Raw genomic sequence first — 19,368 nt, 5'->3', positions numbered from 1 at the left:
GCCCCTCCCGGCCTTGCTGCACACCGCGCTGTCGCTTCTGGTCCGGGCCCGCTCGAAGGGGTTTGTCTAGGCGGCGGGCAGCCGAACCCTAAACCTTTGCACAGTATCTACGACAGGTCGGGGTACCGCGCCGTCCGAGACGTCACAGTCTCGTGAGGATTGTGCGTGACGTGCGCTTCGCTACCGGAACGCCCTACTGTCCCGCCCCACCCGTGCCGGGTGTCACACCCGGGGCAGGGACTCCACCCCGATACCGCCCTCGATCGCCAGGATCCGGTGCAGCCGGGTGGCCACCAGCAGGCGCTGCATCTGCGGCGGTACCCCGCGCAGCACCAGGCGCCGGCCGCAGCGGCCGGCCCGCCGGTGGGCCCCCATGATCACCCCGAGTCCGGTGGCGTCCCAGGAGTCCAGCTCGGACAGGTCGAGCACCAGATCGCCGACTCCGTCGTCGACGGCCGAGTGCAGGACAGTACGGGCGTCCGCCGCGCTGCGGACGTCGAGGACGCCCCCGACGACCAGTTCGGCGTGGTCGCCCCTGATGTGCATATGCGCTCCCCAAGCGTGCGTAGTGCTCCGCGGTGCGTTGCCTGTGCTTGTGCCTGTGTCTGTGCTTGCTATGAGTCTTCGCTGTGGCGGGTGATGCAACCTCTGACTGCGTTGAGCGGCCAGAGGTTGCCGTCTGTAAGCGAACCGATACCGAATTCACCCCATCGCGTGATGGGCGCGGGGGCTGTGCGGGGGTCTACGAAACCTCAGTAGCTGTAAAAGCCTTGCCCGCTCTTACGGCCGATGTCACCTGCGTCCACCATCCGGCGCATCAGCTCCGGCGGGGCGAACTTCTCGTCCTGGGACTCGGTGTAGATGTTGCTGGTGGCGTGCAGCAGGATGTCGACACCGGTGAGGTCCGCGGTGGCGAGGGGACCCATGGCGTGCCCGAAGCCCAGCTTGCAGGCGAGGTCGATGTCCTCGGCGGTGGCGACGCCCGACTCGTACAGCTTGGCGGCCTCGACGACGAGGGCCGAGATGAGACGGGTCGTCACGAAGCCGGCGACATCCCGGTTGACGACGATGCAGGTCTTGCCGACGGACTCGGCGAACTCCCGTGCGGTGGCGAGGGTTTCGTCGCTCGTCTTGTAGCCGCGGACCAGCTCGCACAGCTGCATCATCGGCACGGGCGAGAAGAAGTGGACACCGACGACCCGCTCGGGATGCGCGGTGGCCGCCGCGATCTTGGTGATCGGGATGGCGGAGGTGTTGGAGGCGAGGACGGCGTCGTCCCGCACGATCTTGTCGAGCGCGCGGAAGATCTCGTGCTTGACCTCGAGCTTCTCGAAGACGGCCTCGACCACGACATCCGCGTCGGCGACGGCGTCCAGATCGGTGGTCGCGGTGATACGGGCGAGGGCGGCGTCGGCGTCGTGCGCCTCCAGCCTGCCCTTGCCGACGAACTTGTCGTACGACGCCTTGATGCCGTCGGTGCCACGCTTGAGAGCCTCGTCGGTGACGTCCCTGAGGACGACGTCCCACCCCGCCTGAGCGGAGACCTGGGCGATCCCGGAACCCATCAAGCCGGCGCCGATGACGGCAAGCTTCCGTGCCACTGTTGCGACTCCCCTTTGAAACGCCTTACACCCTGTTTAGGTTGCCTCTTCGGCGGACCTTAGCGCTCGTGAGGGACTGTGTGACCGGTTAGTAACGCGAGTCACGTCTCATCTGACGGACATCACACCGGCACGGGTCATTCCACGCCTCGGACGGCGTAGTTGAGCACCTTCTCGCCCAACAGCTCCTCGATGTCGTCGAGAAGTACGAGCATCTCGCGTGACACTTCGTCCGGATTGCGCCCCTTGAGCATCTCGCGGCCGACGGCCACGAAGACCGTCTGATGGCACCAGGCGATCTGACCCGCGATCAGGCCCGGGAGGGGGTCGCCGCCGGACGCGCCGGCCTCCTCGCGCAGGGTGGCTTCGAGGTGGTCGTGGATCTCCTGCTGGAGACTCCACAGCCGGGAGCGCAGCGGCGGCGCCTCGTGGATGACGCGCATGAAACGGTCGTAGCCCGCCATGAGACCGAGCCGGGGTGAGACGGCCTCGGTCTCGGCGCGCAGCTCGCGCAGTACGGCGCGGGCGGCCGACTCCCCGGCGTCCCGGCCGCGCACCCAGCGCGAGAGCTGCTCGACGATGCCCGCGGCACGGTCGAAGAAGAGGTCCTCCTTCGCCGGGAAGTAGTTGTAGACGGTGTTGACCGAGACGTCGGCCGCCTCCGCCACCTCCGCGATGGTCACCGTCACGAAGCCGTGCTCCAGGAACAGCCCGGTGGCGATGTCCGAGATCCGCTGCCTCGTCTCGCGCTTCTTCCGCTCCCTGAGCCCTTCAGCCATGCTCCCCATCCTAGCTTCGCTGGGGCCGCTGAAACTTTGGGGTCATTGCAAAATTTAAGAGACTCTGTTTTTCTGGAGCCATGCCCATCATCAGTACGGCCGGACTGGCCCGTACCTTCCAGACCAAGCTCGGCCCCGTGGACGCCGTGCGCGGCATCGACCTGACCGTCCGCGAGGGCGAGATCCTCGGCTTCCTGGGGCCGAACGGGGCGGGCAAGACGACGACCCTGCGCATGCTGACGACGCTGCTCGCCCCGACCGGCGGCGCGGCCACGGTCGCGGGCCGCGACCTGGCCGGCGATCCGGCCGGGGTGCGGCGGGCGTGCGGTTACGTCGCCCAGTCGGGCGGCGTCGATCCGCAGATCACCGTGCGGGAGGAGCTCGTCACCCAGGGCCGCCTGTACCGCCTGACGAAGGCGCAGGCGGCCGAGCGCGCCCGGGAGTTGGCCCGCGACCTGGGTCTCACCGACTTCCTCGACCGCAAGGCCGGCGCCCTCTCCGGCGGGCAGCGGCGGCGCCTCGACATCGCGATGGCGCTCACGCACCGCCCGAAGGTGCTGTTCCTCGACGAGCCGACGACCGGCCTCGACCCCGGCAGCCGGGCCGACCTGTGGGACCTGGTCCGGCGGCTGCGCGACGAGCAGGGCACGACGGTCTTCCTGACCACCCACTACCTCGACGAGGCCGACGCCCTCGCCGACCGCCTGGTCGTCGTCGACCGGGGCGTGGTCGTCGCCCAGGGCACGCCGAGCGCCCTGAAGCTGGAGTACGGCGGCTCGATCGACGCCTCGCTCCAGGACACGTTCCTCGCCATCACCGGCCGCGGCGCCACGTCGGCCGACGCCGCCCCCGTAGCCGTATAGGACCCCACCGATGCTCTTTCAGGACACGGCCCTCATCTACGGCCGCTATCTCCGCCAGTCCCTGCGCTCCCGCTTCGCTCTGCTCTTCGGCGTCCTGATGCCGCTGCTGTACCTGCTCTTCTTCGGCCCGCTGCTCACCGGCCTGCCGCTCGGCGGGCACGGCAGCTCGTGGCAGGTGCTGGTGCCCGGACTGCTGCTCCAACTCGGGTTGTTCGGGGCGTCGTTCGCCGGGTTCGCGATCATCATCGAGAAGAGCCACGGCGTGGTGGAACGCATGCGGGTGACGCCCGTCAGCCGCCTGGCGCTGCTGCTGGGCCGGGTGCTGCGCGACGCCACCGTGTTCGTCTTCCAGGCGGTGCTGCTGGTGCTGGCGGCGCTGGTGATGGGACTGCGCGCTCCCCTGCCCGGGGTGCTGATCGGCTTCGCGTTCGTCGCACTGCTGACGGTGTCGCTGGCCTCGCTGTCGTACGCGCTGGCCATGAAGGTCGGCACCCCGCAGGAGTTCGGCCCGGCGATCAACGCCATGACGATGCCGATGATGCTGCTGTCGGGTCTGATGCTGCCGATGACGCTGGGGCCGACGTGGCTGGACGTGCTGTCCCACTTCGTACCGTTCCGCTATCTGGTGGACGCGGTGCGGGACGCCTACGTCGGCTCGTACGCCACGGCGCACATGCTGTACGGCGGTCTGGTCGCGCTCGCCTTCACCGCACTGGCCGTGACAGTCGGCACACGCGTGTTCCGAACCGCCGGAGCGTAACTACGCTGGTCACATGGTCAATCTGACGCGCATCTACACCAGGACCGGCGACCAGGGCACCACCGCCCTCGGCGACATGAGCCGGGTCGCCAAGACCGATCCGCGGATCTCGGCGTACGCCGACGCCAACGAGGCGAACGCGGTGGTCGGCACGGCGATCGCGCTGGGCGGGCTCGACGAGGAGATCGTCAAGGTCCTCACCCGGGTACAGAACGACCTGTTCGACGTGGGCGCGGACCTGTCGACTCCGGTGGTGGAGAACCCGGAGTTCCCGCCGCTGCGGGTCGAGCAGTTCTACATCGACAAGCTGGAGGCGGACTGCGACCACTTCAACGGGCAGCTGGAGAAGCTCCGCTCCTTCATCCTGCCCGGCGGCACCCCGGGCGCGGCCCTGCTGCACCAGGCCTGCACGGTGGTCCGTCGGGCCGAGCGCTCCACATGGGCGGCGCTGGAGGTCCACGTCGAGCTGATGAACCCGTTGACGGCGACCTACCTCAACCGCCTCTCCGACCTCCTGTTCATCCTGGCGAGGACGGCGAACAAGGAGGTCGGGGACGTGCTGTGGGTGCCGGGCGGGGAGCGCTAGCCGCTCCCCGCCCCGGGGCAGGCGCCTAGCTCCGGGCCCGCTCCTTCGGCGCGGCCACGCGGTCGGCGGGCGCGGGCTTCGGCTGCTTCGGCCAGATCCAGTAGCCGAGGGCGATGAGGCCGTAGATGCCGACCGTGCGGATCGCCACCCACTGGAAGGTGCGCAGAGAGCTGATGTCGCCCGAGTCGCCGACGTACCAGACCGCGAGCTGGAGCAGGGCCAGGGCCACCGCTCCCCCGCCCACGGCCCGCAGCCACAGCCTGGCCTCGTGGCGGGCGCGGGCGCGGCCGTAGCGGGGCGGCTTGTGCGGGGGCGGGCCGTCGGCCAGGCGGTGGGCGGCGTGGCCGTCGAGCCAGCGGATCGTGTAGTGGCCGAAGGCGACGGTGTAGCCGATGTAGAGGGCGGCCAGACCGTGCTCCCAGCCCGGCTCGGCGCCGTTCTTCAGGTCGATCGCCGTCGCGACGAACAGAACCAGCTCCAGCACCGGCTCGCACAGCAGCAGCACGACGCTCGTACGGCGCCACTTCAGCAGGTAGCGGACGGACAGGCCCAGGGCCAGCAGCACCCAGAAGCCCACCTCGCAGGCGATGATGAGGGCGACGATCACAACATGCTCCCTTCGGTCACCCTTCCAGGCTCCCGGCGGGCACGGCCCCTTTCGTCGTCGGCGGTGACGAAACCGCCGTACATCGAAAGATGCAGTCCAGGACCCTCCCCCCGCATCAGGCACCGGCCGCGGGCAGCGTGTTGGATGGAGTCATGGCCCTCCCCCGCCCGCACCGTTTCGACGTGTACATCGCCATCGGCGGGCTGCTCGGCGGCCTGCTGCTGGTGGCCATCGGTCTGGCCACGCGGACCGCCAAGGACCCGATCACGCTCTTCGACGGCCCCTGGCCGATCCTGGTACCGCTCACCGTGATGGCCGGCTGCGAGCTGCTGCGCCGGGCGGCCCCCCGCGCCGCCCTGCTGATCGGCACGCCCGCGATCTGCGCGGACGTCCTGACCCAGGGCAGCCTGGCCACGGTCCTGATGTTCACCGACCTCGTCTACGCGGCCGTGCTGTACGGCCCGCTCGCCTCGGCCCGCCGCATCCAGTGGATCACCGGTCTGCTCACGGTGGCCGGGACGCTGGTGCCGTTCGCGGTGTGGCGCGTCCCGGAGGCGCTGCTGATCGGCGTGGTCGTCGGCATCGTGGCGTACGCGCCCGCCGCCACCGGCTGGATCGTCCGCAACCACCGCGACGCCGCCGAAGCCGCCCGCCTGCGCGCCGAACAGACCGCGCTGCTGGCCGAGACGGACCGTGCCCAGGCCGTGACGTCGGAACGCGCCCGCATGGCACGCGAGTTGCACGACATGGTCGCCAACCACCTCTCAGCCATCGCCATCCATTCCACGGCCGCGCTCTCCCTCGACGACCCGAAGACCTCCCAGGAGGCCCTCACGGTCATCCGTGAGAACAGCGTCGAAGGACTCGCCGAGATGCGCCGGCTCATCGGCATCCTGCGTGACGCCGGCGGCGACACCGAGCCGGTCGCCGCACCCACGCTCGACGGCCTCGACGCGCTGGTCGAGGGCGCCCGCACCAACGGCCTCGACGTCCACCTCGACGCGGAGCCCGGCAGCGTCCCCACCCCCGTCGAGCTCGCCGCCTACCGCATCGTCCAGGAGGCCCTGACCAACGCCCTCAAGCACGCCTCCCCCGGCCGGGTCACAGTCGTCCTCGGTCAGCGGGACGGCTCCCTCACCGTGACCGTGACCAGCCCGTTCGGCGACCGTGACGGGCCGCGCGCGCCCGGCTCCGGCGCCGGACTCGTCGGCATGCGGGAGCGGGTCGCACTGCTGGGCGGCGCGTTCGAGGCCGGTCCCGCCCGCGACCCGGACTCCGCGGACGGCAAGATCTGGGTCGTACACGCCACGCTTCCGCTGACCGAAGGAGACCTCGCATGATCCGTGTCCTCGTCGCCGAGGACCAGTCCGCCGTCCGCGCCGGGCTCGTCCTCATCCTGCGCAGCGCGCCCGACATCGAGGTGGTCGGCGAGGCGGCGGACGGCGAGCAGGCGGTGGCCATGGCGCGCGAGCTGCGGCCGGACCTGGTGCTGATGGACGTACAGATGCCCCGCCTGGACGGGGTGTCGGCGACACGGCAGGTCGTCGCCGAGGGGTCGGCCGACGTCCTCGTGCTGACCACCTTCGACCTCGACGAGTATGTGTTCGGGGCCCTGCGGGCGGGCGCGTCCGGCTTCCTGCTCAAGAACACCGAGGCCAAGGACCTGCTGGCGGCGGTGCGCACGGTGGCGCGCGGTGAGGGCCTCATCGCCCCGGCCGTCACCCGGCGCCTGATCGCCGAGTTCGCCGCGAAGCCCGTACGCGAGCCCACGGCCGACCCGTCCGTCCTCGACGCGCTCACCCGGCGCGAGCGCGAGGTGTTGTCCTGTCTCGGTGAAGGGCTGTCGAACGCCGACATCGCGACCCGTCTCGACATGGCCGAGGCCACGGTGAAGACCCATGTCAGTCGGCTGCTGGGGAAGCTCGAACTGCGCAGCCGGGTGCAAGCGGCCGTACTGGCGCAGGAGTTGGGCGTCTAGGGGTTCAGGGAGCGGCCGCACACCAGAGTGGTCCAGACCTATTGACCCGTGGTCCAGACCTTTCTATTCTCGCGGCACCGTGGGCGTGAAGGCTCAGTCACGCCCCCAACTCCCCGAGGAGGCGCAGCATGCGCTTCAGACACAGAGTCGCGGCAGGGTTCGCGAGCCTGTTGCTCCCGCTGGCCGGCCTGGTCGGCCTCGCGAGCCCCGCCGAGGCCGCGACATCCGCCACCGCCACCTACGTCAAGTCCCAGGACTGGGGCTCCGGCTTCGAGGGCAAGTGGACGGTGAAGAACACCGGCTCGACCTCCCTCAGCTCCTGGACGGTCGAGTGGGACTTCCCCTCCGGCACGTCCGTCACCTCCGCCTGGGACGCCGACGTCACCTCCTCCGGCACCCACTGGACCGCGAAGAACAAGTCCTGGAACGGCACCCTCGCCCCCGGCGCCTCCGTCAGCTTCGGCTTCAACGGCTCCGGCTCCGGCTCCCCCGCCAACTGCAAGCTGAACGGCGGCAGTTGCGACGGCGGCACCACCGAACCCGGCGACAACGCACCCAGCGCCCCGGGCACGCCGAGCGCCTCCGACATCACCAACACCTCGGTGAAGCTGTCCTGGAACGCCGCCACCGACGACAAGGGCATCAAGAACTACGACGTCCTGCGCGACGGCGCCAAGGTCGCCACCGTGACCACGACGTCGTACTCCGACACCGGCCTGGCCGCCGGCACCGACTACTCCTACACCGTCCAGGCCCGCGACACCGCCGACCAGACCGGCCCGGTCAGCGGCGCCCGCGCGGTGCGCACCACCGGCGGCACCACCGACCCGCCGCCCACCGGCGACAAGGTCAAACTCGGCTACTTCACCGAGTGGGGCGTCTACGGCCGCAACTACCACGTCAAGAACCTGGTGACGTCGGGATCCGCCTCGAAGATCACGCACATCAACTACGCGTTCGGCAACGTCAAGAACGGCCAGTGCACCGTCGACGACACCTACGCCGCCTACGACAAGGCCTACACCGCCGACCAGTCCGTCAGCGGCACCGCCGACACCTGGGACCAGCCCCTGCGCGGCAACTTCAACCAGCTGCGCCAGCTGAAGGCCAAGTACCCGCACATCAAGGTGCTGTACTCCTTCGGCGGCTGGACCTACTCCGGCGGCTTCGGCCAGGCCGCGGCCAACGCCGCCGCGTTCGCCAAGTCCTGCAAGGCCGTGGTCGAGGACCCGCGCTGGGCCGACGTCTTCGACGGCATCGACATCGACTGGGAGTACCCCAACGCCTGCGGCCTGACCTGCGACACCTCCGGCCCCGCGGCCTTCAGGACCCTGATGTCCGCGCTGCGCACGGAATTCGGCTCGAACTACCTGGTCACCGCGGCCATCACCGCCGACGGCTCCTCCGGCGGCAAGATCGACGCAGCCGACTACGGCGGCGCCGCCCAGTACCTCGACTGGTACAACGTGATGACGTACGACTACTTCGGCGCCTTCGACGCGGACGGCCCGACCGCCCCGCACTCGCCGCTCACCTCGTACGCCGGTATCCCCCAGGCCGGCTTCAACTCCGCCGACGCCATCGCCAAGCTCAGGTCCAAGGGCGTACCGTCCGCCAAGCTCCTGCTCGGCATCGGCTTCTACGGCCGCGGCTGGACCGGCGTCACCCAGTCCGCCCCGGGCGGCTCGGCGACCGGCGCGGCACCCGGCACCTACGAAGCGGGCATCGAGGACTACAAGGTCCTGAAGAACTCCTGCCCGGCGAACGGCACCATCGCCGGCACGGCGTACGCGCACTGCGGCACCAACTGGTGGTCCTACGACACCCCGTCGACGATCGCCGGGAAGATGACCTGGGCCAAGAACCAGGGCCTGGGCGGCGCGTTCTTCTGGGAGTTCAGCGGCGACACCGCGGGCGGTGAGCTGGTGACCGCCATCAACAACGGGCTCGACTGACCTGAGAACTAAGCGACATTGACGCGCTGACCGGGCGGGGCTGCCTCAAGCCACGCGAGGAAACCGGTCAGCGCGTCTTCGCTCATGGCGAGTTCGAGGCGCGTGCCCCGGTGCAGACAGGTGAGGATCACCGCGTCGGAGAGCAGCGCCAGCTCCTCCTCGCCGTCGGGAACCCGGCGGCCGGCCACCTCGATGGCGGAACGCTCCAGGATGCGGCGCGGGCGGTAGGCGTAGGAGAAGACGCGGTACCACTCGATGCGGTCGCCGTTGTAGCGGGCGACGCCGTAGCTCCAGCCCTTGCCGTTGGGGTCGGGTTTCTCCGGCAGGTCCCAGCGCAGGGAACAGTCGAAGGTGCCGCCCGAGCGCTGGATGAGTCTGCGGCGCAGGCCGAAGACGAACAATCCCAGCACCACGAGGGCGACGACGATTCCGCACACAGTCAGAGCGAGGACCATCGACACCGACCTCCTCGTCTCCTAGGTAACGGAACGGAAAAAACTTCCATATCTGCCTCAGCCGCGACCGGCACCGGATTGCTCCGGTCCCAGCCGCGGCTGAGTGACGTCATCGCGTGCGCTCCCCCAGAGCCTAAGGGGCCCGGGAGGTGACCCCGTGGGTCAGCGCGCCGTCGCCGCTTGCAGGCGGACCTCCGCGCGGCGGCCGGCGGACGCGTCGTCGTCCGACTGCGCGCGCTCCAGCGCCCGCTCCGCGCGCTGGACATCGATCTCGTCCGACAGCTCGGCGATCTCGGCCAGCAGCGACAGCTTGTCGTCCGCGAAGGAGATGAAACCGCCGTGCACCGCGGCGATGACGGTTCCACCTTCACTCGTACGGATGGTCACCGGGCCCGACTCCAGCACACCGAGCAGCGGCTGGTGACCGGGCATGACGCCGATGTCGCCGGACGTGGTGCGCGCGACGACCAGGGTGGCCTGGCCGGACCAGACCTCACGGTCGGCGGCGACCAGCGCGACGTGCAGCTCAGCAGCCAAGGTGGCTCCTCGGGTCACCACCCGGCGGTTCTGCCGGGTGTTGGTTACAAGTCTAGTAGGCGTGGATGAGGGGGCGGGACGAACCCCCGCCCCCTCCGTCAAGAGCTCAATGGCTCAAGAGCACCGATGCGTCAGGAGACGCCCAGTTCCTTCGCGTTCTTCTTCAGGTCCTCGATACCACCGCAGAGGAAGAACGCCTGCTCCGGGAAGTGGTCGAACTCACCGTCGATGATCGCGTTGAACGCGACGATCGACTCGTCCAGCGGCACGTCCGAGCCGTCCACGCCGGTGAACTGCTTGGCGACGTGGGTGTTCTGGGACAGGAAGCGCTCGACACGGCGGGCACGCTGGACGACCAGCTTGTCCTCCTCGCCGAGCTCGTCGATGCCGAGGATGGCGATGATGTCCTGGAGGTCCTTGTACTTCTGGAGGATCCCCTTGACGCGCATGGCGGTGTTGTAGTGGTCCGCCGCGATGTACCGCGGGTCGAGGATGCGGGACGTCGAGTCCAGCGGGTCCACGGCCGGGTAGATGCCCTTCTCGGAGATCGGACGGGAGAGAACCGTCGTCGCGTCGAGGTGGGCGAAGGTGGTGGCCGGGGCCGGGTCGGTCAGGTCGTCCGCGGGGACGTAGATCGCCTGCATCGAGGTGATCGAGTGACCACGGGTCGAGGTGATGCGCTCCTGGAGGAGACCCATCTCGTCGGCCAGGTTCGGCTGGTAACCCACCGCGGAGGGCATACGGCCGAGCAGGGTCGAGACCTCGGAACCGGCCTGCGTGAAGCGGAAGATGTTGTCGATGAAGAACAGCACGTCCTGCTTCTGGACGTCACGGAAGTACTCGGCCATGGTGAGGCCGGCCAGCGCGACGCGCAGACGGGTGCCCGGGGGCTCGTCCATCTGACCGAAGACCAGGGCGGTCTTGTCGATGACGCCCGAGTCGGCCATCTCCTCGATGAGGTCGTTGCCCTCACGGGTGCGCTCACCGACACCGGCGAACACGGAGACACCGTCGTGGTTGTTGGCGACGCGGTAGATCATCTCCTGGATGAGCACCGTCTTGCCGACACCGGCACCGCCGAACAGACCGATCTTTCCACCCTTGACGTACGGGGTGAGAAGGTCGATGACCTTGACGCCGGTCTCGAACATCTCGGTCTTCGACTCGAGCTCGTCGAAGTTCGGGGCCTTGCGGTGGATGCCCCAGCGCTCGCCCTCGTACTGCTCGTCGACGTTCAGCACCTCACCGAGGGTGTTGAACACCTTGCCCTTGGTGAAGTCGCCGACGGGCACCGTGATGGAGGCACCGGTGTCGGTGACCGGGGCCTGGCGGACCAGACCGTCGGTGGGCTGCATCGAGATCGTGCGGACCAGGCCGTCACCCAGGTGCTGGGCGACCTCGAGGGTCAGCGTCTTCTGCGCGCCGTCCTGGGCCGGGTCGGCGACCTCGACGTGAAGGGCGTTGTAGATCTCCGGCATGGCGTCGACGGGGAATTCCACGTCGACGACCGGGCCGATGACCCGGGCGACGCGGCCCGTGGCAACGGCCGTCTCAACTGTCGTCGTCATTACCTGTCACTCCCCGCGGTCGCGTCGGCCAGGGCTGCGGAGCCACCGACGATCTCGCTGATTTCCTGGGTGATTTCGGCCTGGCGGGCCGCGTTGGCAAGCCGCGAGAGCGTCTCGATGAGCTCTCCCGCGTTGTCGGTGGCCGACTTCATCGCGCGCCGCGTGGCGGCGTGCTTGGAGGCGGCCGACTGGAGCAGCGCGTTGTAGATACGGCTCTCCACGTAGCGCGGCAGCAGGGCGTCGAGGACGTCCTCCGCCGAGGGCTCGAAGTCGTACAGCGGGAGGATCTCGCCCGAGGGCGCGGCCTCCTTGGCGACCTCTTCGAGGCTGAGCGGCAGCAGACGGTCGTCGAGGGCCGTCTGCGTCATCATCGAGACGAACTCGGTGAAGACGATGTGGAGTTCGTCCACGCCGCCCTCGGCCGTGTCCTTCTCGATCGCCTCGATCAGCGGAGCCGCGACCTTCTTGGCGTCCGCGTACGACGGCTCGTCGGTGAAGCCGCTCCACGACTCCGCGATCTTGCGCTCACGGAAGTTGTAGTGGGCGACACCACGGCGGCCGACGATGTAGATCTCGACCTCCTGGCCCTCGCGCTCCAGACGCGCGGTCAGCTGCTCCGCGATCTTGATGGCGTTCGAGTTGAAGGCGCCGGCGAGACCACGGTCGCTCGTCAGGAGCAGCACCGCGGACCGCGTGACCGTCTCGGCCTGCGTGGTCAGCGGGTGCTTGGTGTTCGAGCCGGTACCGACCGCCGTGACCGCGCGGGTGAGCTCGGTCGCGTACGGCGTGGAGGCCGCCACCTTGCGCTGCGCCTTGACGACACGCGAGGCGGCGATCATCTCCATCGCCTTGGTGATCTTCTTGGTCGCGGTGACGGATCGGATGCGACGCTTGTAGACCCGGAGCTGGGCTCCCATGAGTCAGGTCCCTTCCTTACGTCACTTGGCGGCGGCCGGGGCGTCCTCGCCGAGAAGCTTGCCGTCCGAGGTCTCGAACTGCTTCTTGAATTCGGCGATCGCGTCGGCAACAGCGGTGAGGGTGTCGTCCGACATCTTGCCGCCCTCCTTGATGGAGGTCATGAGGCCCTGCTCCTTGCGGTGCAGGTACTCCAGGAGCTCCGTCTCGAAGCGGCGGATGTCGTTGACCGGGACATCGTCCATCTTGCCGGTGGTGGCACCCCAGACCGAGACGACCTGGTCCTCGGTGGCCATCGGCTGGTACTGAGCCTGCTTGAGCAGCTCGACCAGACGCGAACCACGCTCCAGCTGCGCCTTCGACGCGGCGTCCAGGTCGGAACCGAAGGCGGCGAACGCCTCCAGCTCGCGGTACTGGGCCAGGTCCAGACGGAGACGACCGGAGACCTGCTTCATCGCCTTGTGCTGCGCGGAACCACCGACTCGGGAGACGGAGATACCGACGTTCAGCGCGGGGCGCTGACCGGCGTTGAACAGGTCCGACTCCAGGAAGCACTGGCCGTCGGTGATGGAGATGACGTTGGTCGGGATGAACGCCGAGACGTCGTTGGCCTTGGTCTCGACGATCGGCAGACCCGTCATCGAACCGGCGCCCATGTCGTCGGAGAGCTTCGCGCAGCGCTCCAGCAGACGGGAGTGCAGGTAGAAGACGTCACCCGGGTAGGCCTCACGGCCCGGCGGGCGGCGCAGCAGCAGGGACACGGCGCGGTAGGCGTCGGCCTGCTTCGAGAGGTCGTCGAAGATGATGAGGACGTGCTTGCCCTCGTACATCCACTGCTGGCCGATGGCCGAACCGGTGTACGGCGCCAGGTACTTGAAGCCGGCCGGGTCGGACGCCGGGGCGGCGACGATGGTCGTGTACTCGAGCGCGCCGTTCTCCTCCAGCGCGCGGCGGACCGACGCGATGGTCGAGCCCTTCTGGCCGATGGCGACGTAGATGCAGCGGACCTGCTTGTTCACGTCGCCCGAGCGCCAGTTGTCGCGCTGGTTGATGATCGTGTCGACGGCCAGGGCGGTCTTGCCGGTCTGGCGGTCACCGATGATCAGCTGACGCTGGCCACGGCCGATCGGGGTCATCGCGTCGACGGCCTTGTAGCCGGTCTCCATCGGCTCGTGCACCGACTTACGGGCCATGACGCCCGGAGCCTGAAGCTCCAGGGCGCGGCGGCCGGACGTCTCGATCTCGCCGAGGCCGTCGATCGGGTTGCCGAGCGGGTCGACCACGCGGCCGAGGTAGCCCTCGCCGACGGCCACGGAGAGGACCTCACCGGTACGGGAGACCGGCTGCCCCTCCTCGATGCCGCTGAACTCACCGAGGACGACGGCGCCGATCTCGCGCTCTTCCAGGTTGAGCGCGAGGCCGAGGGTGCCGTCCTCGAACTTCAGCAGTTCGTTGGCCATGGCCGAGGGGAGGCCCTCGACCTTCGCGATGCCGTCGCCGGCAAGGGTGACCGTACCGACCTCCTCGCGCGAGGCCGCGTCCGGCTTGTACGACTGGACGAAGTTCTCCAGCGCGTCCCGGATCTCCTCCGGCCGGATCGTGAGCTCCGCCATCTGGGTTCCCTGCTCTCCTTGTTGGGCCCGAAGTTTCACTTTGGGGGGATGGGGACTCCCCCCATAAAAGAGGTGAATCCTCTACACGGCCCAACATGGGCCGTCGTAAGTACGTACTGCTCTTGCTATGAAGTTGCTGCTAGCTCGCCAGTCGGCGGCCGGCGTCCTCGATGCGGTCCGCGAGGGAGCCGTTGATGACCTCGTCACCGACCTGCACCCGGATTCCGCCGACGACCTCGGGGTCCACGTCGAGGTTGAGGTGCATCGGGCGGCCGTAGAGCTTCGCGAGGGCGGCACCCAGGCGCTGCCTCTGCGGGTCGCTCAGCGGCACCGCCGAGGTGACGATGGCCACCATGCGGTCCCGGCGCTCGGCGGCGAGCTTGGACAGGGACTCCAGTCCCGACTCCAGGCTACGTCCACGCGGCGCGGTCACAAGACGCGTCACGAGACGCTCGGTCGTCGCCTTGGCCCGACCGCCGAGCAGGCTGCGCAGCAGCTCGCTCTTGGCCGACGCCGTCGCGGCGCGGTTGGTCAGCGCGGCGCGCAGCTCGGTGCTGGAGAAGACGATCCGGCCGAACCGGAACAGCTCGTCCTCGACGTCGTCGAGCTTGCCCGTGCGCTGCGCGGCGGTGAGGTCGGCGGTGTCCGCCAGCTCCTCCAGCGCGTCCACCAGGTCGCGGGACTGCGACCAGCGGGAACGCACCATGCCGGCCAGCAGGTCGGTGGTCTCGCCGCCGACCTGGCCGCCGAGCAGGCGCTGAGCCAGCTCGGCCTTGGCCTCGCCAGCCTGCGCCGGGTCGGTCAGGACCCGACGCAGCGACACCTCGCGGTCGAGCAGCGCGGTGACGGCGGCCAGCTCGTCGGCGAGCTTGGCCGCGTCGACGGACGTGGAGTCCGTCAGCGCGTCGAGACGCTCACGTGCGGCTGCCAGGGCCTCGCGGCTCGCTCCGTTCATCGCGCGGCCTCGGCCTTCTCCTCAAGGTCCTCGAGGAAGCGGTCGATGACACGGCTCTGCCGGGCGTGGTCCTCCAGGGACTCGCCGACGAGCTTGCCGGCCAGTTCGGTGGCGAGCTTGCCGACATCCTGGCGCAGCGCGGACGCGGCGGCCTTGCGGTCGGCCTCGATCTGGGAGTGACCGGCGGCGACGATCTCCTCGCGCTGCCGCTGGCCTTCCGCGCGCATCTCGGCGATGAGCGTGGCGCCCTGCTCCTGCGCCTCCTGGCGCAGACGCGCGGCCTCGTGCCGGGCCTCGGCGAGCTGTGCCTTGTACTGCTCGAGCACGCTCTGGGCCTCGGTCTGGGCGGCCTCGGCCTTCTCGATACCGCCCTCGATGGCCTCGCGGCGCTCTTCCAGAACCTTGTTGATGTTCGGGAGGAGCTTCTTGGCGAGGAAGCCGAAGACGATGACGAAGGCGAGCAGGCCGATGACAAGCTCAGGGATCGGCGGGATGAGGGGGTTCTCCCCCTCACTCGCCGCGATGAGCAGCTGGCTCATGTGAGTGCCTTTCGTCTAGTCGGCTGGACTGGATTCGCTGATCAGTAGCCGTAGACGAACGGCATGACCAGACCGATGAGGGCGAGCGCCTCACAGAAGGCGAAGCCGAGGATCTGGTTGGCACGGATCAGGCCGGCGGCCTCGGGCTGACGGGCCAGGGCCTGGGTGCCGTTACCGAAGATGATGCCGACGCCGACGCCGGGGCCGATCGCGGCGAGGCCGTAACCGATGGAGCCGAGGGAGCCTTCGACAGCAGCAAGGGTCTGGGACATGCCAGTTCTTCCTTTTCTTTACGGACCGGTGGGGGTTGGCCACCGGACGATCTGTGGAGGTGGGAGGGCGGTGGCTCAGTGGTGCTCGGCGAGGGCGCCCTGGATGTAGGTGCACGTCAGCAGGACGAACACGTAAGCCTGCAGTGCCTGGATGAACAGCTCGAAGGCGGTCATGACGATGACCATCACGAACGAGACACCCGCGTAGGCGATGCCGAAGCCGTTCAGCATGTACCAGCTGGCGATCGTGAACAGCAGCAGCAGGGTGTGACCCGCGAACATGTTCGCGAAGAGTCGCACGGCGTGCGTGAACGGCCGGATCAGCAGGTTGGAGAAGAGCTCGATCAGCATGGCCAGCGGCAGCACCGCACCGAGCGACTTGTCGTAGCCGGTGACGTTCTTCCAGAAGCCGACGAAGCCGTGCCGCTTGAAGGTCAGGGACACCCAGAGGATGTAGACGATCAGGGCCAGGACCAGCGGGTACGAGATGATCGAGGTGACCGGGAACTGGGCGATCGGAATGATCGACCACAGGTTCAGCATCCAGACGAAGAAGAACAGCGAGACGACGAGCGGTACGTACTTCTCGCCTTCCTTCTTGCCGATGGTCTCGTAGACGACACCGCGCCGGATGAAGTCGTAGCCCGCTTCGGCGACCATCTGGAGCTTGCCCGGGACCACCTGCGGCCTGCGGAAGGCGGCCCAGAAGAAGCCCACGATGATGATCGAGCCGAGCAGCGCCAGCAGCATCGTCTTGTTGAAGTACACGTTGCTGTCGCCGTCACCCCACAGGGGCTGGAACATGAACGAGTGCAGGCCCGGGGACACATCGGCGAAGCCACACCCGTCGAAGAGGTGGCAGTTGGTGTCGAAGGCGAGCACCTGCGTCGGGTCAGCACTCACCGCGGGCTCCTTCAGCGTGGCGCATAGGTACGGCAACCTCGTTGTGTCGGCGCGGCGCGCAGCCGCGGTTCGGCACGGGACTGGTGTTACGGATGTGGGGGCGGCTGGGGGGCATCTCGCCTCGCGATTGAGCAGGCGTCAGCTCAGATGCCCGCGCCCGCGATGCCGCAGTTGGCACCGGACGATAGCAGGACTTCTCGAGCGCCCTTATCCCGCCCCTACCTCTCACGACGAGTGCCCCGTCTTTTCGGGCTTGTCACCCTTCGAGGGAGTGCCCGAATCGGGTTCGACGTAGAGGGTCTTGGCTTTCATGGTGGCGCGCGTCTGCATGGCGATCCACACGAGCGTTCCGGCGAGCAGGGTGAACGCGAAGGCCCGCGGATGGAACAGCGTCGTGTTCTTGAACGCGGCCATGAAGATGAACAGCAGCAGGATCTGCGCCGCGTACAACATCAGGCCCATCGCCTGGAACAGGTGCGGAAGCGATTTGGCAGTGCGTTGCAGAACGAAGAGGCCGAGTCCCATGAAGAGGATCACGACCACCGTCGCGACAACAGCCCCGATCGCCCCCTTGCCACCGGCGACCACCCCGCCGACGACGGCTGCGACAGCGCCGACGGCGGCTGTGGGCACAGCGGCCTGGAGCAGGATCCGGGCGTCATTGGACGGCATGGCGGCAACTCCGCTTTCACGGTGGGGGCAGGGTGTCGTCATGGACGAGCGTAGTCCCGGGTGGAGAGAGAACCTCACGCCGGTGGACCGTCGCACTGCGGCCCTTCGGCTCTATCCGGGGGTTCTCGTGAACCGTATCACAAACTATTTGATGAGGTCTTTACCTGGGGTGTGTGCTCGGTGTCACACATGAGAGTGACACTGCGCGTCTGTGCAGGAACGCAGCCTACTTGTCTGGTATTGGGGAACTTCGTTCCCCCATGACTTGGCAATGCTCTAGTCAGATTCTTACCTTGGCCGCGCTCTTACCTTGACCCGTCGAGGCTCAGCGGGACGATCCGGCCTTCCGCCGGTCCAGGAAGCGCGAACGGGCGCCGATGGCGGTCGCGCCGTTGACCCCCGCGACTCCGGCGGCGACCGGGGTCCGCGGCTCCTCCTCGGGCTGGGAGCCCGCCGGGGCCTGGGCGGCAGGAGTCTGCGGCGTGGTGGCCGCGGGCTCGGCGACGGCCCGGCGGCGGCGGTAGCGCGGCGGCACGAAGGCCTCGGCCCAGCGGGGCGCGCGCGGAGTGAAGCGCGGGAGCAGCAGCAGGCCCAGGCCGATGGCGCTGAGGAACACCACGCTCAGCACGATCCACATGGACGCCGAGTTCACGGAGTAGGCGAGCGCGCCGAAGGCGATCAGCGCCGACCAGAAGTACATGATCAGCACCGCGCGGCTGTGCGAGTGGCCGATCTCCAGCAGCCGGTGGTGCAGGTGGCCGCGGTCGGCGGCGAACGGCGACTGGCCGCGCCAGGTGCGGCGGACGATGGCCAGCACCAGGTCGGCGGCCGGGATCGCGATGATCGTCAGGGGCAGCAGCAGCGGGATGTAGACGGGCACCGTCTGGTGCACGGCCTCCTTCTCGGAGCCGGCGAACAGCTTCAGCGCGTCCGGGTCGACCTGACCGGTGATGGAGATGGCACCCGCGGCGAGGACCAGGCCGATCAGCATGGAGCCGGAGTCACCCATGAAGATCCGCGCCGGGTGCATGTTGTGCGGCAGGAAGCCCAGGCACATGCCCATCAGGATCGCCGAGAACAGCGTCGCGGGGGCGGCTGCCTCGATGCCGTACGAGACCCAGACGCGGTAGGCGTAGAGGAAGAACGCGGCCGAGGCGATGCACACCATGCCCGCCGCGAGGCCGTCCAGGCCGTCGACGAAGTTGACCGCGTTGATGGTGATGACGACCAGGGCGACGGTGAGCAGGGTGCCCTGCCACTGGGTCAGGGCGACCGAGCCGAAGCCCGGGATGGGCAGCCACAGGATCGTCAGACCCTGCATGACCATGACGCCGGCGGCGATCATCTGGCCGCCCAGCTTGATCAGGGCGTCGATCTCGAACTTGTCGTCCAGGACGCCGATCAGCCAGATGAGCGCCGCTCCGGAGAGCAGGGCCCGCGGTTCGTTGGACTTCTCGAAGACCGCGCTGAGGTTGGTGAGGTGGTCGGCGACCAGCAGGCCCGCGCACAGGCCGAAGAACATCGCGATACCGCCGAGCCGCGGAGTGGGTTCCCGGTGCACGTCACGTGCCCGGATCTCCGGCATCGCCCCGGCCACGATCGCGAACTTACGTACCGGCCCTGTCAGCAGATACGTCACCGCGGCCGTGATGCAGAGCGTCAGCAGGTATTCACGCACGGGCTTCCCCACAGGTCTCGCTGGCCATCACAGCCCCACACCCTAGCGACGGACACATACGCGACGCATATGTGTGGGGACTTTCGGGTAGCGACGATGGTTGCACGCGTGGCTGTGTCGCTGGTGCGTCTA

Annotated in this window: 21 protein-coding genes; 6 read left to right on the top strand and 15 right to left on the bottom strand. The window is 68.6% G+C overall.

The window, feature by feature from the left end; all coding sequences use genetic code 11:
* Positions 1 to 222: 222 nt before the first annotated feature.
* From ACFU95_RS04040 to ACFU95_RS04030, 3 genes are all read right to left on the bottom strand, one after another.
* Positions 223 to 546 carry an STAS domain-containing protein gene (locus ACFU95_RS04040; protein WP_030046661.1) on the bottom strand — a complete coding sequence of 108 codons (324 nt, stop codon included), beginning with the start codon at positions 544 to 546 and terminating at the stop codon, positions 223 to 225.
* A 206-nt stretch (positions 547 to 752) separates the two neighbouring features.
* Positions 753 to 1,601 carry a 3-hydroxyacyl-CoA dehydrogenase family protein gene (locus ACFU95_RS04035; RefSeq protein WP_383821314.1) on the bottom strand — a complete coding sequence of 283 codons (849 nt, stop codon included), beginning with the start codon at positions 1,599 to 1,601 and terminating at the stop codon, positions 753 to 755.
* Between the two features lie 137 nt (positions 1,602 to 1,738).
* On the bottom strand, positions 1,739 to 2,380 hold the full coding sequence (locus ACFU95_RS04030; RefSeq protein ID WP_383821311.1) for a TetR/AcrR family transcriptional regulator: 642 nt from the start codon (positions 2,378 to 2,380) through the stop codon (positions 1,739 to 1,741).
* 80 nt (positions 2,381 to 2,460) lie between these two features.
* On the opposite strand from ACFU95_RS04030, the gene ACFU95_RS04025 reads away from it, so the two are divergent.
* From ACFU95_RS04025 to ACFU95_RS04015, 3 genes are read left to right on the top strand one after another with little or no spacing between them, the layout of a single operon-like run.
* Entirely contained in the window at positions 2,461 to 3,243 is a 783-nt protein-coding gene (locus ACFU95_RS04025) for an ABC transporter ATP-binding protein (protein WP_383821308.1), read from the top strand.
* A 10-nt stretch (positions 3,244 to 3,253) separates the two neighbouring features.
* A complete protein-coding gene (locus ACFU95_RS04020) occupies positions 3,254 to 4,003 on the top strand; it encodes an ABC transporter permease (RefSeq protein WP_383821306.1) in 750 nt (249 codons plus the stop codon).
* 13 nt (positions 4,004 to 4,016) lie between these two features.
* On the top strand, positions 4,017 to 4,589 hold the full coding sequence (locus ACFU95_RS04015; RefSeq protein ID WP_383821302.1) for a cob(I)yrinic acid a,c-diamide adenosyltransferase: 573 nt from the start codon (positions 4,017 to 4,019) through the stop codon (positions 4,587 to 4,589).
* Positions 4,590 to 4,614: 25 nt separating this feature from the next.
* Here the strand turns inward: ACFU95_RS04015 and ACFU95_RS04010 are convergent, their stop codons facing one another.
* Positions 4,615 to 5,196: a hypothetical protein gene (locus ACFU95_RS04010; protein WP_383821299.1), complete on the bottom strand. Its 582-nt coding sequence runs from the start codon at positions 5,194 to 5,196 to the stop codon at positions 4,615 to 4,617.
* A 152-nt stretch (positions 5,197 to 5,348) separates the two neighbouring features.
* On the opposite strand from ACFU95_RS04010, the gene ACFU95_RS04005 reads away from it, so the two are divergent.
* The 3 genes from ACFU95_RS04005 (at position 5,349) to ACFU95_RS03995 (ending at position 9,129) form a co-directional block, all read left to right on the top strand.
* Positions 5,349 to 6,536 (top strand): sensor histidine kinase, encoded by a 1,188-nt coding sequence (locus ACFU95_RS04005; protein ID WP_383821297.1) that lies wholly within the window; start codon positions 5,349 to 5,351, stop codon positions 6,534 to 6,536.
* Positions 6,533 to 7,174 (top strand): response regulator, encoded by a 642-nt coding sequence (locus ACFU95_RS04000; protein ID WP_383821295.1) that lies wholly within the window; start codon positions 6,533 to 6,535, stop codon positions 7,172 to 7,174. The genes ACFU95_RS04005 and ACFU95_RS04000 overlap by 4 nt, the downstream gene beginning before the upstream one ends.
* A 128-nt stretch (positions 7,175 to 7,302) precedes the next feature.
* Positions 7,303 to 9,129, top strand: coding sequence for a glycosyl hydrolase family 18 protein (locus tag ACFU95_RS03995; protein WP_383821292.1), 1,827 nt, complete (start codon positions 7,303 to 7,305; stop codon positions 9,127 to 9,129).
* A gap of 8 nt (positions 9,130 to 9,137) precedes the next feature.
* Here ACFU95_RS03995 and ACFU95_RS03990 read toward each other — a convergent pair whose 3' ends face one another.
* The 11 genes from ACFU95_RS03990 to ACFU95_RS03940 form a co-directional block, all read right to left on the bottom strand.
* Complete coding sequence (locus ACFU95_RS03990) at positions 9,138 to 9,584, bottom strand: DUF2550 domain-containing protein (RefSeq protein WP_030049637.1); 447 nt, start codon at positions 9,582 to 9,584, stop codon at positions 9,138 to 9,140.
* Positions 9,585 to 9,746: 162 nt separating this feature from the next.
* Positions 9,747 to 10,121, bottom strand: coding sequence for a F0F1 ATP synthase subunit epsilon (locus tag ACFU95_RS03985; protein ID WP_383821290.1), 375 nt, complete (start codon positions 10,119 to 10,121; stop codon positions 9,747 to 9,749).
* A 131-nt stretch (positions 10,122 to 10,252) separates the two neighbouring features.
* A complete protein-coding gene (gene atpD, locus ACFU95_RS03980; protein WP_383821287.1) occupies positions 10,253 to 11,689 on the bottom strand; it encodes a F0F1 ATP synthase subunit beta in 1,437 nt (478 codons plus the stop codon).
* A complete protein-coding gene (locus ACFU95_RS03975) occupies positions 11,689 to 12,606 on the bottom strand; it encodes a F0F1 ATP synthase subunit gamma (RefSeq protein ID WP_383821284.1) in 918 nt (305 codons plus the stop codon). Before ACFU95_RS03975 ends, atpD begins: the two co-directional genes overlap by 1 nt.
* 21 nt (positions 12,607 to 12,627) lie before the next feature.
* Positions 12,628 to 14,217 (bottom strand): F0F1 ATP synthase subunit alpha, encoded by a 1,590-nt coding sequence (gene atpA / locus ACFU95_RS03970; protein ID WP_383821281.1) that lies wholly within the window; start codon positions 14,215 to 14,217, stop codon positions 12,628 to 12,630.
* A 139-nt stretch (positions 14,218 to 14,356) separates the two neighbouring features.
* Complete coding sequence (locus ACFU95_RS03965; RefSeq protein ID WP_383821278.1) at positions 14,357 to 15,172, bottom strand: F0F1 ATP synthase subunit delta; 816 nt, start codon at positions 15,170 to 15,172, stop codon at positions 14,357 to 14,359.
* Positions 15,169 to 15,711: a F0F1 ATP synthase subunit B gene (locus tag ACFU95_RS03960; protein ID WP_383821275.1), complete on the bottom strand. Its 543-nt coding sequence runs from the start codon at positions 15,709 to 15,711 to the stop codon at positions 15,169 to 15,171. Before ACFU95_RS03960 ends, ACFU95_RS03965 begins: the two co-directional genes overlap by 4 nt.
* Before the next feature lie 41 nt (positions 15,712 to 15,752).
* A complete protein-coding gene (gene atpE, locus ACFU95_RS03955; protein ID WP_009321656.1) occupies positions 15,753 to 15,983 on the bottom strand; it encodes an ATP synthase F0 subunit C in 231 nt (76 codons plus the stop codon).
* Positions 15,984 to 16,058: 75 nt separating this feature from the next.
* Entirely contained in the window at positions 16,059 to 16,886 is an 828-nt protein-coding gene (gene atpB, locus ACFU95_RS03950; RefSeq protein ID WP_062717686.1) for a F0F1 ATP synthase subunit A, read from the bottom strand.
* A 225-nt stretch (positions 16,887 to 17,111) separates the two neighbouring features.
* Positions 17,112 to 17,558, bottom strand: a complete 447-nt coding sequence (locus ACFU95_RS03945; RefSeq protein WP_383821271.1) for a hypothetical protein — start codon at positions 17,556 to 17,558, stop codon at positions 17,112 to 17,114.
* Between the two features lie 325 nt (positions 17,559 to 17,883).
* Positions 17,884 to 19,236 (bottom strand): MraY family glycosyltransferase, encoded by a 1,353-nt coding sequence (locus ACFU95_RS03940; RefSeq protein ID WP_383821268.1) that lies wholly within the window; start codon positions 19,234 to 19,236, stop codon positions 17,884 to 17,886.
* Between the last annotated feature and the right edge of the window lie 132 nt (positions 19,237 to 19,368).

It is taken from the genome of Streptomyces sp. NPDC057623 (genome assembly GCF_042800355.1).
Taxonomy (GTDB): domain Bacteria; phylum Actinomycetota; class Actinomycetes; order Streptomycetales; family Streptomycetaceae; genus Streptomyces.
This window is presented reverse-complemented; position numbering and strand designations above follow the sequence as displayed.

What these genes read in the sequence shown, in the direction of transcription:
- ACFU95_RS04040 (WP_030046661.1), bottom strand. Translation starts at nt 546, where the DNA reads ATGCACATCAGGGGCGACCACGCCGAACTGGTCGTCGGGGGCGTCCTC.
- ACFU95_RS04030 (WP_383821311.1), bottom strand. Translation starts at nt 2,380, where the DNA reads ATGGCTGAAGGGCTCAGGGAGCGGAAGAAGCGCGAGACGAGGCAGCGG.
- ACFU95_RS04025 (WP_383821308.1), top strand. Translation starts at nt 2,461, where the DNA reads ATGCCCATCATCAGTACGGCCGGACTGGCCCGTACCTTCCAGACCAAG.
- ACFU95_RS04020 (WP_383821306.1), top strand. Translation starts at nt 3,254, where the DNA reads ATGCTCTTTCAGGACACGGCCCTCATCTACGGCCGCTATCTCCGCCAG.
- ACFU95_RS04015 (WP_383821302.1), top strand. Translation starts at nt 4,017, where the DNA reads ATGGTCAATCTGACGCGCATCTACACCAGGACCGGCGACCAGGGCACC.
- ACFU95_RS04005 (WP_383821297.1), top strand. Translation starts at nt 5,349, where the DNA reads ATGGCCCTCCCCCGCCCGCACCGTTTCGACGTGTACATCGCCATCGGC.
- ACFU95_RS04000 (WP_383821295.1), top strand. Translation starts at nt 6,533, where the DNA reads ATGATCCGTGTCCTCGTCGCCGAGGACCAGTCCGCCGTCCGCGCCGGG.
- ACFU95_RS03995 (WP_383821292.1), top strand. Translation starts at nt 7,303, where the DNA reads ATGCGCTTCAGACACAGAGTCGCGGCAGGGTTCGCGAGCCTGTTGCTC.
- ACFU95_RS03990 (WP_030049637.1), bottom strand. Translation starts at nt 9,584, where the DNA reads ATGGTCCTCGCTCTGACTGTGTGCGGAATCGTCGTCGCCCTCGTGGTG.
- atpD (WP_383821287.1), bottom strand. Translation starts at nt 11,689, where the DNA reads ATGACGACGACAGTTGAGACGGCCGTTGCCACGGGCCGCGTCGCCCGG.
- ACFU95_RS03975 (WP_383821284.1), bottom strand. Translation starts at nt 12,606, where the DNA reads ATGGGAGCCCAGCTCCGGGTCTACAAGCGTCGCATCCGATCCGTCACC.
- atpA (WP_383821281.1), bottom strand. Translation starts at nt 14,217, where the DNA reads ATGGCGGAGCTCACGATCCGGCCGGAGGAGATCCGGGACGCGCTGGAG.
- ACFU95_RS03965 (WP_383821278.1), bottom strand. Translation starts at nt 15,172, where the DNA reads ATGAACGGAGCGAGCCGCGAGGCCCTGGCAGCCGCACGTGAGCGTCTC.
- ACFU95_RS03960 (WP_383821275.1), bottom strand. Translation starts at nt 15,711, where the DNA reads ATGAGCCAGCTGCTCATCGCGGCGAGTGAGGGGGAGAACCCCCTCATC.
- atpE (WP_009321656.1), bottom strand. Translation starts at nt 15,983, where the DNA reads ATGTCCCAGACCCTTGCTGCTGTCGAAGGCTCCCTCGGCTCCATCGGT.
- ACFU95_RS03945 (WP_383821271.1), bottom strand. Translation starts at nt 17,558, where the DNA reads ATGCCGTCCAATGACGCCCGGATCCTGCTCCAGGCCGCTGTGCCCACA.